The sequence below is a fragment of the Deinococcus proteolyticus MRP genome (assembly GCF_000190555.1).
GTDB classification, from domain to species: Bacteria; Deinococcota; Deinococci; order Deinococcales; family Deinococcaceae; genus Deinococcus; species Deinococcus proteolyticus.
The window spans coordinates 847258-859660 of the sequence record NC_015161.1 but is presented as its reverse complement, the minus strand read 5'-3'; the positions used below and the strand labels follow the sequence as shown (position 1 = coordinate 859660).

The 12403-nt window shown below is 67.4% G+C and carries 14 protein-coding genes; 10 read left to right on the top strand and 4 right to left on the bottom strand.

Annotation, left to right across the window (positions count from 1 at the left end; all coding sequences use genetic code 11):
• Positions 1-81 precede the first annotated feature (81 nt).
• The 7 genes from DEIPR_RS04185 to glmM all read left to right on the top strand — a co-directional run bounded on the left by DEIPR_RS04185 (position 82) and on the right by glmM (position 4715).
• Positions 82-717: a helix-turn-helix domain-containing protein gene (locus DEIPR_RS04185; protein ID WP_013614582.1), complete on the top strand. Its 636-nt coding sequence runs from the start codon at positions 82-84 to the stop codon at positions 715-717.
• A gap of 150 nt (positions 718-867) precedes the next feature.
• Complete coding sequence (locus DEIPR_RS04180) at positions 868-1281, top strand: Ohr family peroxiredoxin (RefSeq protein ID WP_013614581.1); 414 nt, start codon at positions 868-870, stop codon at positions 1279-1281.
• A 173-nt stretch (positions 1282-1454) separates the two neighbouring features.
• Positions 1455-1874 (top strand): organic hydroperoxide resistance protein, encoded by a 420-nt coding sequence (locus tag DEIPR_RS04175; RefSeq protein WP_013614580.1) that lies wholly within the window; start codon positions 1455-1457, stop codon positions 1872-1874.
• 140 nt (positions 1875-2014) lie between these two features.
• A complete protein-coding gene (locus DEIPR_RS04170) occupies positions 2015-2254 on the top strand; it encodes a YgjV family protein (RefSeq protein ID WP_049775063.1) in 240 nt (79 codons plus the stop codon).
• A 4-nt stretch (positions 2255-2258) separates the two neighbouring features.
• Positions 2259-2669 carry a 2Fe-2S iron-sulfur cluster-binding protein gene (locus DEIPR_RS04165; RefSeq protein ID WP_013614578.1) on the top strand — a complete coding sequence of 137 codons (411 nt, stop codon included), beginning with the start codon at positions 2259-2261 and terminating at the stop codon, positions 2667-2669.
• Entirely contained in the window at positions 2666-3295 is a 630-nt protein-coding gene (locus DEIPR_RS04160) for a DNA-3-methyladenine glycosylase (protein WP_013614577.1), read from the top strand. Before DEIPR_RS04165 ends, DEIPR_RS04160 begins: the two co-directional genes overlap by 4 nt.
• An 82-nt stretch (positions 3296-3377) precedes the next feature.
• Positions 3378-4715 carry a phosphoglucosamine mutase gene (gene glmM / locus DEIPR_RS04155; RefSeq protein WP_013614576.1) on the top strand — a complete coding sequence of 446 codons (1338 nt, stop codon included), beginning with the start codon at positions 3378-3380 and terminating at the stop codon, positions 4713-4715.
• A 65-nt stretch (positions 4716-4780) separates the two neighbouring features.
• Here the strand turns inward: glmM and DEIPR_RS04150 are convergent, their stop codons facing one another.
• Positions 4781-5383 (bottom strand): DUF1572 family protein, encoded by a 603-nt coding sequence (locus DEIPR_RS04150; protein WP_148231773.1) that lies wholly within the window; start codon positions 5381-5383, stop codon positions 4781-4783.
• 141 nt (positions 5384-5524) lie between these two features.
• On the bottom strand, positions 5525-6322 hold the full coding sequence (locus DEIPR_RS04145; RefSeq protein ID WP_013614574.1) for a YdcF family protein: 798 nt from the start codon (positions 6320-6322) through the stop codon (positions 5525-5527).
• A gap of 59 nt (positions 6323-6381) precedes the next feature.
• On the opposite strand from DEIPR_RS04145, the gene DEIPR_RS04140 reads away from it, so the two are divergent.
• Positions 6382-7218: an SDR family oxidoreductase gene (locus DEIPR_RS04140; protein ID WP_245532721.1), complete on the top strand. Its 837-nt coding sequence runs from the start codon at positions 6382-6384 to the stop codon at positions 7216-7218.
• Between the two features lie 84 nt (positions 7219-7302).
• On the opposite strand, the gene DEIPR_RS04135 is transcribed toward DEIPR_RS04140, so the two are convergent.
• Complete coding sequence (locus DEIPR_RS04135; protein WP_013614572.1) at positions 7303-8001, bottom strand: hypothetical protein; 699 nt, start codon at positions 7999-8001, stop codon at positions 7303-7305.
• A gap of 234 nt (positions 8002-8235) precedes the next feature.
• Here DEIPR_RS04135 and recG point away from each other — a divergent pair, with 234 nt between their 5' ends.
• Positions 8236-10596 (top strand): ATP-dependent DNA helicase RecG, encoded by a 2361-nt coding sequence (gene recG / locus DEIPR_RS04130; RefSeq protein ID WP_013614571.1) that lies wholly within the window; start codon positions 8236-8238, stop codon positions 10594-10596.
• A gap of 12 nt (positions 10597-10608) precedes the next feature.
• Here the strand turns inward: recG and DEIPR_RS04125 are convergent, their stop codons facing one another.
• Positions 10609-11127 (bottom strand): hypothetical protein, encoded by a 519-nt coding sequence (locus DEIPR_RS04125; protein WP_013614570.1) that lies wholly within the window; start codon positions 11125-11127, stop codon positions 10609-10611.
• Between the two features lie 149 nt (positions 11128-11276).
• Here DEIPR_RS04125 and DEIPR_RS04120 point away from each other — a divergent pair, with 149 nt between their 5' ends.
• A complete protein-coding gene (locus DEIPR_RS04120) occupies positions 11277-12317 on the top strand; it encodes a LysM peptidoglycan-binding domain-containing M23 family metallopeptidase (RefSeq protein ID WP_013614569.1) in 1041 nt (346 codons plus the stop codon).
• Positions 12318-12403: the final 86 nt, after the last annotated feature.

Here is a 12403-nt window from a genome sequence, read left to right as displayed (position 1 = left end):
CCTGTTTGGCAGTAATGGCTGCCGGGGAGCGTCCCACTTCCTTTAACTCCTTCTCTCAAGCGGTGTCGCAGGAGGCATCCCATGACGCAACTCACCCACAACCAAGAGTCCGAAACCAAGTCCCTGAGCGACAACTACGTGGATACCGTGACCCACCGTCCCGGCTCCGTCATTCTGTACCCCGGCCCCAGCGACATGCTGTACCGCGTTCAGAGCGGCCTGATCCGGATTCACACCATGGATGACGACGGCAACGGCCTGACCCTGCGCTACGTGAAGCCTGGCGAGTACTTCGGGGAAGAAGCCCTGAGCGGCACCGAGCGCGCTTACTTCGCCGAAGCCGTGACCGACTCGGCCGTGGACGTGATCAACCCTGCCCTGATGAGCAGCGAAGACAACCTGATGGTGACCGGCCACCTGGTCCGCACCCTGGAACGTGCTTATGAAAGCATCTTCCGTCTGGTGGGCAAGCGGCTGCGCGCCCGCATCGCCGCCGAGCTGCTGGAACTCAAGGACACTGCCCTGGCCACCGAACTGGACAGCGGCGAGACCATGATCTATGCCACCCACGACGAGCTGGCGGCCGCAGTGGGCAGCGTGCGCGAGACGGTGACTAAAGTGGTCGGTGAACTCAGCCGTGACGGGGTCATCAGTGCTGGCTACGGCAAGATTACCCTCAAAGACGAAGACGCTCTGGCCGAAATCGCAGCCAGCTGATTTCAGCACCCCTAGCCACTCCCCCACCGCCCGGTCTGAACGCCGGGCAGTTTTTTTACGCCTGGCATGCAGTTGGTGAGGTGCAGTTGGTAAAGAAGTGGGCAAGCTCGGCGGTATCCCAGTACGCAAGCAGCGGCCTAGGCTGAAGACATGCAAAAACTCTATACCGCCACCGCTACCGCCCACGGCGCTCCTGGTCAGCAGGTTGCCACCGACGACCGCCGCATTGACCTGCCGCTGAGCCTGCCCACTGAACTGGGCGGCGAGGGCGGCGACGGCACCAACCCCGAGCAGCTGCTGGCCGCCGGCTACTCCAGCTGCTTTCTGGCTGCGCTGGGGATCGTCAGCAAGCGCCGGGAAGTGAGCCTGTCGCCCGACATCCAGGTCCAGACTCGGCTGGAACTCTACGAGAACGGCGACGCCTACGATTTCAAGGTGTACCTCACCGTGAGCGGCAGCGACGTGGACGCTGCTCAGCTGCAACCGCTGCTGGACGAAACCCTGAAGGTCTGCCCTATCACCCGCGCTACACAGGGAGCCGAGATCAGCGTCAGCGCCGGCTGAAGCCCCAGCCGCAGCCCCTAACCGCTCCCAGCTCCGGGGGCGGTTTTGCTGTTCTGGTGCCGGCCCTGCGGGTGCTCCGCCCCGCGCCGGTCCATCAGCCGGTTCCCTTTCTTTGCCCATTCCTTCGGGGTTCTGTCACCCTCTCAGCCTGGTGCAGCGGCTAGACTCGGCTCATGGCTAACCTTTACGAGACGACGGTCAAAACCCAGGGCGCCCGTGGCGGCACTATTCAGAGCGAAGACGGCCGCTTGCAGCTGGACCTCAGCGTGCCGAAAGCACTGGGCGGCGACGATGGACAGGGCACCAACCCCGAGCAGCTGTTCGCCGCCGGCTACGGCGCCTGCTTTCAGGGCGCCATGGGCCTGGTGGCCCGCCGCCAGGGTATTCAGCTGCCCGAAGGCAGCTCCATCACCGCCACGGTAGGCATGGAGAAAGACGACGTGTCCTTCCTGCTGAACGCCCACCTGGTCGGCCGCTTCCCCGGCATGGACCGCGAGCAGGCCCAAAAGCTGATGGAAGAAACCCTGGAAGTGTGCCCCTACTCCCGCGCCACCAAGGGCAACATGCAGACCAGCGTCAGCGTGGCCGACTGAACCCCTGGCAACTGAGCTTCTGATAGGCAGCACCGGTTCATTACCGGCAAGCCGGGCACCCTGCGGGGTGCTTTTTTTGGGGTTCCTTTACCGGCGATGTCCCTCTGGCAGGCCCCAGCGCCGTGCCGTACAGTACCGGAGTGTTTTTGAATCTGCCCTTCTCCGAGTGGCTGGGGTACGCCGCTTCCGTCTTCGTGGGTATCTCGCTGCTGATGGGCGACATGCGCCGGCTGCGGGTCATCAACCTGATCGGCTGCGTGCTGTTTACGGTGTACGGGCTGATAATCGGGGCCTACCCGGTTGCGGCCATGAACCTGTTCGGTGCAGCGGTCAATATCTACCACCTGACGCGGTTACGGAGCGCGAAAGCCGTATCTTAACCTCATGACTGAATCCGTCATCGCTCAACAGGAAGCGCAGCCCATCACCCTGACCGTAGAAGGATTTGGCGAGATTGAAGCCAAGTCAGGCGAGCGTCTGACCACAGCTTTGGAACGCGGCGGCGTGGACATCCTTCACCGCTGCGGTGGGGTCGCGAAGTGCACCACCTGCCGGGTGGAGTTTCTGGAAGGCGAACCGGACGAAATGACGGTTGCGGAATACGACAAGTTGACCGAAAAAGAGTTGCTGAATGTGGCCCGGCTCTCGTGCCAGATTCACTGCGCCGAGGGCATGAGCCTGCGCGTGCTGCAAACCGAAACGAGCAGCGGCCTGGAGCGTGGCAAGGCCATCAGCGAGGAGATTCAGCCTGAGCCGCAGTGGACGGTGCGCCCTGGGGCCAGCACCGAGGGTTGAAGCTTCTGCCCGCCCTTGCCCCCGACTTTTTCGCCCGCGACCCGGTCGCCGTGGCCCGCGAACTGCTGGGCGCCGTGCTGGTCTGTACGGACCGCTACGGCGAGCGCATGACCGGCCGGATTGTGGAGACCGAGGCCTACGACTGCCTGCGTGACCCGGCCTGTACCGCCGGGCGCTTTCACGCCGCCCGCAGCGCCGAGATGAGCATCGCGCCGGGGCACTGGCTGTTCTGGGCGGCGCACGGCCACCCGCTGCTGCAGGTCAGCTGCCGCGAACAGGGCGTCAGCGCCAGCGTGCTGATTCGGGCGCTGGAACCGCTGGAAGGCAGAGGCCAGATGCTGCTGCACCGGCCCGTGACCCGCGAACGCGACCTGACCAACGGCCCCGCCAAGCTGGTATACGCGCTGGGCCTGAACCCGCAGGTGGTCGCCCACACCCCGGTGAACCGCCCAGACCTGTACCTGGACTGGACCGGCCCGCTGCCGCCAGAGCAGGTGCAGGTCACGGCGCGGGTGGGCATCAAAGAAGGGCGCAATCTGCCCTGGCGCTTTGTGGTGCGCGGGAACCCCTGGGTATCGCCGGGGGTGCCCAGTATGGAGCTGGCCGTGGGGGCGCCGGACCTGTAACAGGGCCAGGGAGCACAATTCACAAGCGGAGTTCATCCGGACCTCCGGCGGGGTCAGCCGGCAAGCAGGTATCATCTCCCCCATGAGTGAACGGAAATATTTCGGCACCGATGGAGTGCGTTCGGTGGCCGGCCTGGCCCCACTGACGGCCGACTGGGTTCTCAAACTGGGCCAGGCGGCCGGCGAAGTGCTGAACCGCCGCGCCGGCAAGCGCGCCAGCGTGGTCATCGGCAAGGACACCCGCCAGAGTGGTGACATGCTGGCTGCTGCACTGGCTGCCGGCCTGACCAGCCGGGGGGTCAGCGTGATTCACCTCGGCGTGCTGCCCACGCCCGGCGTAAGCTACCTGACCCGTTACCTGAACGCCGACGCGGGCGTGGTCATCAGCGCCTCGCACAACCCAGCCGCCGATAACGGCATCAAGTTCTTCGGCTTTGACGGCGAGAAGTTGCTGGACGCCACCGAGCTGGAAATCGAGGCCATGATTGACGAGGTGGGCGGCCTGGCACCCGTGACCGGCGTGGACCTGGGCAGCGTCACCAACTATGCCGAGGCCGAGCGCATCTACCTGAACTTCCTGCGCGAACATGCCCCGGACCTCTCGGGCCTCAAAATTGCGCTGGACTGCGCGAACGGTGCCGCATACCGCATCGCGCCCAAAGTGTTTCAGGCGGCAGGGGCCGATGTGTTCGCCGTCTACACCACTCCCGACGGCCGCAACATCAACCGGGGCTGCGGCTCCACCCACATGGACCACCTGCGCCTGATTGTGGCCGAGGGCGAATACGACCTGGGCATTGCCTTTGACGGGGACGCCGACCGCGCCCTGCTGGTCGATTCACGCGGCAACCTGATTCACGGCGACCACATGCTGCTGCTGAACGCCCGTGCCCGCCGTGAGGAGAGCGTGGTAGCCACCATCATGACCAACATGGCGCTGGAAGTGAAGCTGCGTGAGGAAGCCAAAGCCCTGGAACGCACCGCCGTAGGTGACCGCTACGTGCATGAGCGCCTCAAGTCCAAGGGCCTGAGCCTGGGCGGCGAGCAAAGCGGCCACATGCTGTTTCTGGATGTGGCCCCTACCGGCGACGGCGTGCTGACGGCTCTGCTGACCCTGAGCAGCATGAAGGCGCTCGGCACCACTCTGGATGACCTGCACGACGAACTGGTGATGTTCCCCCAGACGCTGATCAACGTGCCGGTGGCCGATAAAAAGGCGATTGCCAGCGACGCCCAGGTGCAGGCCGCCGTGAGCGAAGCCGAAGCGGCCCTGTCGGGACGTGGCCGGGTGAACCTGCGGCCCTCGGGCACCGAGCAGCTGATTCGCGTGATGGTGGAAGGCCCCGACCAGGCCGAGATTATGGACGTGGCCGAGCGGCTGGCCGGTGTGGTGAGGACGCGGGGCGGCGCGGCCGGCTGAGCAGCACGGCAGGCACACCCTGGCAAAGCGGGCGGCACGGCAGAGCGCAGTGCTGCCCGCCTTTTTCAGCTCGCTGGCTCCTCTGCTCTACCGCCTGCCTCAAAGCGGCGCGCCAGCTCGCGGTTGTGGGCCTGCGAACCGCCACGCGGGATGCTGGCCGTCTGCCAGTCGCTGCCCCGCAGAGATTTGGCCAGCATCACCAGCTGATAGACGTGACCGCTGTTGTGAATGGCCTGGCGCTGCAAGGCTCCCAGGACAGTGTGCGGCTCGCTGCGAATGGCGAGCGAGCGGGTAAGATCCTGCGGGTCCAGGGCCGCGAGCGCCGCCTCGAAGGTGGCCCAGGCCGTGTCCCAGCGTTCCCACAGCTGCGCCGGGCTAAGGCCCTGGTCCACAAATTCGGCGTCCCGGTCGCGGCCTGGGGCTTCACCGTCCACGCCGGGGCGGTAGCCGCTGCGCAGCAGGCCCCAGCGGGACTGCATGTTCCCGGCCAGGTGCTGCACCAGCACGGCGGCCGAGTTGTCGCCCGGCATATAGACGCGGTGCCAATCTTCCGGCTCCAACTGGGCCAGGGCCTGCTCACCCAGGCGGCGGGTCTGCGCCGAACGCTCACGCAGGTCGTCCAGATATAGCTGGCCTAGACCAGCGGCGGCCGTCGGTACAGTGTCCATGCTGCAGTCTAGGTCCATGCTGCAGTCTAGCCACCTGCAGGCCACTCCTCCTACTGCTGGCGGCAGCGCCGGGCCATACCTTTTTACCCATTTTCACTCCGGCCAAGGGGGCGGCGGCCGAACCGACATGGCCTGGCCGGCTCAGCGCAGCAGCCGCGCCTTGACCCGCGACAGGGCCTCGTACAGCACCACGTTCAGGCCTGCGAGGCGGCTCTGGGCCGTTTCGCCACTCAGCGAAAAGCGCCACTCCTCGGCAGGCACACTCAGCACTTCGGCCGACAGTTCGCGGCGAAACAGCGCGGCGGCGCGGGCCGAGTGCGAGGGACTGGTGACCAGCAGCACCCGCCGCCAGCCGTACTCGGCCTCCAGCCGGGCAGCCTGGCGGGCCTCGTCGGCAGTGTCGGTCACGCCGCGTAGGGTCAGGATACGCGGGGGCCGGTCGAACCAGCGGCGCAGCTGCGCGGCCTGCAGGTCCGACATGCGCGGGCATTCCGGCGGGGTCAGCGCGTCCGACTGCGAGCTGAACACCAGCGTGTCCGCATACCCGGCCCGCCACAGGTCGGTGCCCCGGCTCAGGCGGGCCGCGCTGGCCGGTTCCAGCGAACCTTCGGCGCAGCTCAGGCCCCCACCCAGCACGATGATGGCGTCGGCCGGAGCTGGGGCCTGGGCTTCGGTCAGGGCTGTCAGGGCACGGGGCACCAGCGGCGTGAACAGGGCCGCGCCGTACAGCAGCGCGACTGTCCCCAGCCCAGCCCACAGCGCTGCGCGGCCCGGACGCCAGAGCGCCAGCAGCGGGCTGAGCGCCACCAGCAGCAGCGCGCCCAGCCCCCCAAACCCCCGGTAGCCGATGCCTACCCCCGCCGCCGCCAGCAGCACGCCGGCCAGCAGGCCAAAAGCCAGGGGACGGAGATACGCCGACGTGGGGAAGCGGGGGGTCACCGGCTCAGCATAACGGGCGTCACGGCCGCCGGGCGCAGCGGACCTCTATGCTGCGGGGTATGACCAGACACACTCCCCTGAACGGCCGGACCATTCTGATTACCGGCGCCACCGAGGGCATCGGCCGGGCCACCGCCGCCGAGCTGGCCGGGCGCGGCGCCCGCGTGCTGCTGCTGGGCCGCAACCGGCAGAAGCTGGCCGCCACTGCGCGTCAGGTGGGGGCGGCGGCCGCCTACCGCGCCGACCTCAGCGAACTGCGGGAGGTGGCGGCCATCGCTGCCGAGATTCGCCGCCGTGAACCCCGCATCGACGTGCTGGTCAACAATGCCGGCGGTATCTTCGCCCCCCGGCAGGAGACCCGCGAGGGGCTGGAGATGACCTGGGCGCTGAACGTCCTGTCGCCCTTCTTGCTGACCCGCGAGCTGCTGCCCACGCTGCGCGGGTCAGCCGACCCCCGCGTGATTACGGTGGCGTCGGACGCGCACCGCATGGCCCGGCTGGACCTGAGCGACCCCGAACACAAGCGCAACTACCGGTCCTGGCCCGCCTACAACGCTTCCAAGCTGGCAAACGTGCTGTTTGCCCGCGAACTGGCCCGCCGCGAGCCCTGGCTGACGGCCGCCACGCTGCATCCCGGCGTGGTCCGCAGCGGCTTTAACAGCAACAATGCCGGCCTGCAAGCGGCGCTGTGGAAAGTGGTGGACCTGTTCGCCCTGACCCCCGAGCAGGGTGCCCGGACCAGCGTCTTTTTGGCGGGCGCTCCGGAGCTTCCGCAGAGCGGCGGCTACTGGGCCCAGTCCCGCCTGACTGCTCCTGCACCCGGCGCCCTGGACGACGGCTTGGCGCTGGACCTGTGGGAGACCTGCGAGGACTATCTACGCCGCCTGGGGCTGTGATTTCTGGAGCATTGGACAAAAAGATATATATCTTTTGGCGAGTGAAGCGAGTGCAAGACATTGAGCAGGGCTGAGATAGCGGCTCTAGGCCCGCTCCCACTCGATCACGTGGCGGTGCCGGGCGAAGTACACGAACTGCGAAAGCAGCAGCAGCGCGTTGAACATCACCGCCGAGAGCAGTCGGCCCGAGAGGTCGTACAGCTTGCCCACCGGCGTGTAGGGGCCGGTAGGAATGGTCAGTACCACGAACGACAGCGCCAGGGTCAGAATCAGCAGGGTCACGGTCAGCGGGTACTTGTTGTTCTCGTAAAAGTTGCGGGCGGCCCCACCCCGCCGCCCCCGTACCCGGCCACTGGTCAGCTCGATGCGCTGGCCGTTCACATCCAGAGCGATGTTCACGCGGGTGCCCGGCCCCACCTTGAGGCTGGCATCGTTCACCATGCGGGCAGTCACGGCCTCGGCCTGCTGCTGCACCTCGGTCAGCTGCGCACCGAAAATCCGCACCGTGACCAGCCGCCGGTCCCGCGAGAGGTTCACCAGCGCCAGCACCGGGTGGCTGGACTGCGGCCAGCGGGCGAAGATCAGCGCGCCTTTACGCACCTCGTCGCGGTCCTCGCGGCTCACCAGCTCGATGGCCTCGGCGGCGTCACGGCTGGCCGGGTCTTCGGGCAGATATTCCAGGTACCAGCCTTCGAACATCTGCGCCCACAGCTCCACGTCCAGGGGGTCGTGGCCGCGCTCGACGGGGAAAGTGCAGATGGAACGGAGAAAAATCTGGGACATGGGGGCACCTGCGGCGGAGTGGAACCGGCCACGCTCACCAGGTCCGATTCTAAGGCCCGAATTCTCAGGCCCGCATTCTAAGGCTCGGGGGCGCCGGCCTCATCCTCATTTCCAGGCCCCGCTTCCGGCCAGGCTCCGCTTCCGGGCAGCCGAGCGGCGGCCCGCTGGCTGCAGAGCCGTGCCCTGGGCGGGAAAGCACCTTCGGGCGCGGGCGCATTTGCTAGCCTGCTGCGCGTGCCGACCGTTGCCGAACTCGCCGACCGCCTGACCAAACCCCTGACCCTGGAACTGAAATCCGGGTGTCAGAACCGGGTGGTGGCCGGGGGGCTGGAGGGGCTGCTGCGCGGACCACTGGCAAACCCTTTTCCGCAGGTGCGCGAGATGCTGGAAGGCTACGCAGGCTGGAGCGTGCCCGAACGCGAGCAGGCGCTGGGCCGGGCACTGGAGGCGCTGGCCGCCAAGGCTGCCGGCAAAGCACCTTCCGCGCAGACCAGGCGCAGCGTCCCCAAAGCAACCATCAAGGAAACCGTGCCGCCTGCCCCGGCCGGCGCTCAGCTGCCCATCGACGCTCCCATCGAACGGCTGGACAGTGGGCGCGGCGGCGAGCGCAAGCTCAAATCGCTGGGCCTGCACCAGCTGCGCGACCTGCTGCACTACTACCCGCATCGCCACGAGGACCGCCGCGCCCTGCCCAGCCTGGACCATGTGGAAGAGGGCCAGAAAGTCACCGTGCAGGGGGTGGTGGTCAGCCGCTTCAAGCGCACGCCCAAGCCGCGTATGACCATTCTGGAAGCCACTCTGGAAACCGGAGGCGGCCGGGTCAAGGCGACCTGGTTCAACCAACCCTGGATGGAGCGGCAGCTGCGTGAGGGAGCCCGCGTCATCGTGACCGGGCGGGTCAAGCGCTTCGGGCGCACCGCGCAGCTGGCCGCCGAACACCTGGAGAGCCTGGACAGTGCCGAAGGCAGCCTCAGCACCGGGCGCATCGTGGGCGTGTACGACGCCAAAGAAGGCATCAGCCAGGAGTTCCTGCGGCGGGCGGCGTGGCGGGCACTTCAGGCGGCGCCGCTGGACGATTACCTGCCCGCGCACTGGCGGCGCGAGTACGGCCTGACCCCGCTGGCCGACGCCCTACAGGGCATTCACTTTCCGGCCGACGAGGGGCAGCTCTCGCGGGCGATGGCGCGGCTGCGCTTTGACGAATACCTGTTTCTGGAACTGCGGATGCTGCTGCAAGGCGAGGAAGCCGTGCTGCAAGGCAAGAGATTCGAGGCGCACCCCGAGGACATCGACCGATTTGAGGGCAACCTGCCCTTCAACTTCACCGGAGCGCAGCGGCGGGTGCTGGGGGAAATTGTGGAGGAAATGCGCTCGGACCGCCAGATGGCGCGGCTGGTGCAGGGCGACGTGGGCAGCGGCAAGACCGCCGTGGCCGCCTGCGCCCTCTACCTCGCCGTGCGCGACGGCTACCAGGGCGCACTGATGGCCCCCACCGAGATTCTGGCGCGGCAGCACTACGCCAACCTCTGCAAGTATCTCGAACCGCTGGACGTACGGGTGGGCCTGCTGATTGGGGCCATGACCCCCAAGGCCAAGCTGGACATGCAGGGCCGGATTGCGCTGGGTGAGGTGGATATCGTGGTGGGCACCCAAGCGCTGATTCAGGAAAATGTGCAGTGGGACAATCTGGGCTTGGCGGTGATTGACGAAGAACACCGCTTCGGCGTGATGCAGCGCCGCAAACTGCTGGCAAGCCGCCCCGACGTGCTGGTGATGTCCGCCACCCCGATTCCGCGCAGCCTGGCACTGACGGCTTATGGTGACCTGGAACTGAGCGTCATTGACGAACTGCCCCCAGGCCGCACCCCGATTGAAACCAAGCTGATTCAGGACGGCTACCGCGCCCAGGCCTACGGCTTCGTGATGGGCCAGATTCGTCAGGGACGGCAAGCCTACGTGGTCACGGCCCTGATTGAAGAAAATGAAAATCTGGAGCTGCTGGCCGCCACCGAGCTGGCCGAGAACCTGGCCGAAATGCTGCCCGAGGCCCGTATCGGCCTGCTGCACGGCAAGATGACGGCGGCGGAGAAGGACGACATCATGGCTTCGTTCCGCCGCCACGACTTCGACCTGCTCGTCAGCACCACCGTGATTGAGGTGGGCGTGGACGTGCCCAACGCCACGGTCATGGTAATTGAGAACGCCGAGCGCTTCGGCCTCAGCCAGTTGCACCAGCTGCGCGGGCGGGTAGGGCGCGGCAGCTTGCAGAGCTACTGCGTGCTGATTGCGGGCGAGATGAGCAAAAAGACCGAGCAGCGCCTGCGGATTATCGAGGGCAGCACCGACGGCTTCGTGATTGCCGAAGCCGACCTGAAACTGCGCGGCCCCGGTGAGATTCGCGGCACCCGTCAGAGCGGCATTCCGGACCTGCGCCTGGGCGACCTCGCCAACGACGCCGAAGTGATTGAGCAGGCCCGCCAGCTTGCCAAGCACATCCTGTCCAACGACCCCCGGCTGGAGCACCCACGGCTGCAATATCTGCGCTCCGAGCTGCAAAACCGCAGTCAGAGCGTGGCGTTCAGGGAGGTGATTTAGGAGGCAGGTGATTTAGGAGAGAAGCGATTTGGGCTGCCCCAGCCCGCCGCTGTAGGCCAGCAGCACAAATCCGGCGGCGACTGCCCCCGCTGCCGGTCCCCACGGCAGGCCCAGTGCAGTCAGCCCGGCCCCCAGCAGGGCGGCAGCGACCAGCCCTGCGGCCACGCTGCGGAACACTGGCGCACCGAACGCCGACGCGAACGGGAAGAAGTGCAGCCCCACCACCAGTACCACCCACAGCACCGTATATCTGCCGTGGCCGGAGAGGTTCAGCGCCCGCGCCCCCAGCGGAATCGCCAGCGTCATCAGACCCACACTGAGCAGGTACGTCCGCCAGCTGCGGGCATCCGGACGGCGCCCTGAAGGCAGGGTGCCTGGCTGGGACAGCCTGAACAGTGCCCAGGCGAAGGCCAGGGCTCCCAGCCCACGCAGCAGCCACGGCCAGGGAGCCGGCAGGCCGCCGGCATTCAGCAGCACGAACAGCAGCCCGCCCACGGCAGCCAGGAAGGCACCCAATTGTTTTGTCAGCATGCAGCAGTCTGGCATGACCGGGAGACGCTCAGGCGGAAGCGGCCTCACTCTCCGCTCTTCGTGCAACCTCTGCTTTGGCCCTTGTTCTGGCCTCTCCCCTCCCTGGCCCGGTCAGCCCGCCTTCATCCCCGCCCGCTACACTGGCCGGCATGAAACAAGCCGCCGCCCTGACCGTCCTGCTGCTGTTCTCCCCTGCCCTGGCCGCCAGCTACACCGTGCAGCCTGGCGACACGCTGTGGGGTATTGCCCAGAGGAGCGGCACCACCGTGCAGGCCCTCCAGTCCGCCAATGGCCTGAGCAGCGCCGCGCTGGAAGTGGGTCAAGTGCTGCAGCTGCCCGGCGGAGCTGCCGCGCTGGCCCCCGCTGTGCCAACTGTCGCCGCCAGCCTGCCCGGCGTCAGCGTGCAGGCTCCGGCCCGCGTGAAGGAGGGCGACCCCTTTGTGCTGCGGCTGAGTGGCGAGCAGGCAGGCCGCGTGCGGGTGCGCTTTCCCTCGGAGCTGAATGAAGACGTGCGCCGCCCGAACGAGTGGCTCAGCCCGGTGCAGCTTGGCGGGCAGTGGGCCGTGCTGGGCCGGGTGGTGCTGGGACAAAGTGCGCCGGTCCGCTACGAACTGGAGCTGGACGGCCAGAGCGCGGCCGGGCAGTTCCCGGTAGGGCCGCTGGGCCAGCCGGTGCAGAACCTGAACATGCCCGCCAGCATCGCGGCTGTGCTACAAGACCCGCGCCGCGCCGAGGAGACGGCCGCCGTCGAAAAAGCCTACGAGCTGCGCGGCGCACCCATGTGGACCGAGCCATTCGCCAACGCCATCGCCAGCGGGCGGCGCTCGTCCGGCTTCGGGCAGCCCCGGCGCGAGCGGGCCGGCGCCAAGATCAACTACCACTACGGCATGGACTACTCGGCTCCCAAAGGCACCCGCGTGCAGGCCGTGAACCTGGGCCGGGTGGTGCTGGCCGGCAACTACCCGGTGCGCGGCGGTCTGGTGGTCATCGACCACGGCGCGGGGCTGCTCAGCATGTATTTTCACCTCTCCAAGATTGACGTGAAACCCGGCCAGAGCGTGGACCGGGGCCAGAAAATCGGCGAGGTCGGCTCCACCGGCTACTCCACCGGCCCGCACCTGCACCTGGAACTGCGCCTGCGCGGCGAGGCGGTGGACCCGGCACGCTGGGTGGGGCAGCAGCTGCCCTGAGCGTAGGGCCGCCCACCCGGCGCGCCCACTTCTCCCAACCCCAGCTCAAGACCCCGGCTCTCGCAGCGGCGGGGGGTTTTGTTTAG

What these genes read in the sequence shown, in the direction of transcription:
- DEIPR_RS04185 (WP_013614582.1), top strand. Translation starts at nt 82, where the DNA reads ATGACGCAACTCACCCACAACCAAGAGTCCGAAACCAAGTCCCTGAGC.
- DEIPR_RS04180 (WP_013614581.1), top strand. Translation starts at nt 868, where the DNA reads ATGCAAAAACTCTATACCGCCACCGCTACCGCCCACGGCGCTCCTGGT.
- DEIPR_RS04175 (WP_013614580.1), top strand. Translation starts at nt 1,455, where the DNA reads ATGGCTAACCTTTACGAGACGACGGTCAAAACCCAGGGCGCCCGTGGC.
- DEIPR_RS04165 (WP_013614578.1), top strand. Translation starts at nt 2,259, where the DNA reads ATGACTGAATCCGTCATCGCTCAACAGGAAGCGCAGCCCATCACCCTG.
- glmM (WP_013614576.1), top strand. Translation starts at nt 3,378, where the DNA reads ATGAGTGAACGGAAATATTTCGGCACCGATGGAGTGCGTTCGGTGGCC.
- DEIPR_RS04150 (WP_148231773.1), bottom strand. Translation starts at nt 5,383, where the DNA reads ATGGACACTGTACCGACGGCCGCCGCTGGTCTAGGCCAGCTATATCTG.
- DEIPR_RS04140 (WP_245532721.1), top strand. Translation starts at nt 6,382, where the DNA reads ATGACCAGACACACTCCCCTGAACGGCCGGACCATTCTGATTACCGGC.
- DEIPR_RS04135 (WP_013614572.1), bottom strand. Translation starts at nt 8,001, where the DNA reads ATGTCCCAGATTTTTCTCCGTTCCATCTGCACTTTCCCCGTCGAGCGC.
- DEIPR_RS04125 (WP_013614570.1), bottom strand. Translation starts at nt 11,127, where the DNA reads ATGCTGACAAAACAATTGGGTGCCTTCCTGGCTGCCGTGGGCGGGCTG.
- DEIPR_RS04120 (WP_013614569.1), top strand. Translation starts at nt 11,277, where the DNA reads ATGAAACAAGCCGCCGCCCTGACCGTCCTGCTGCTGTTCTCCCCTGCC.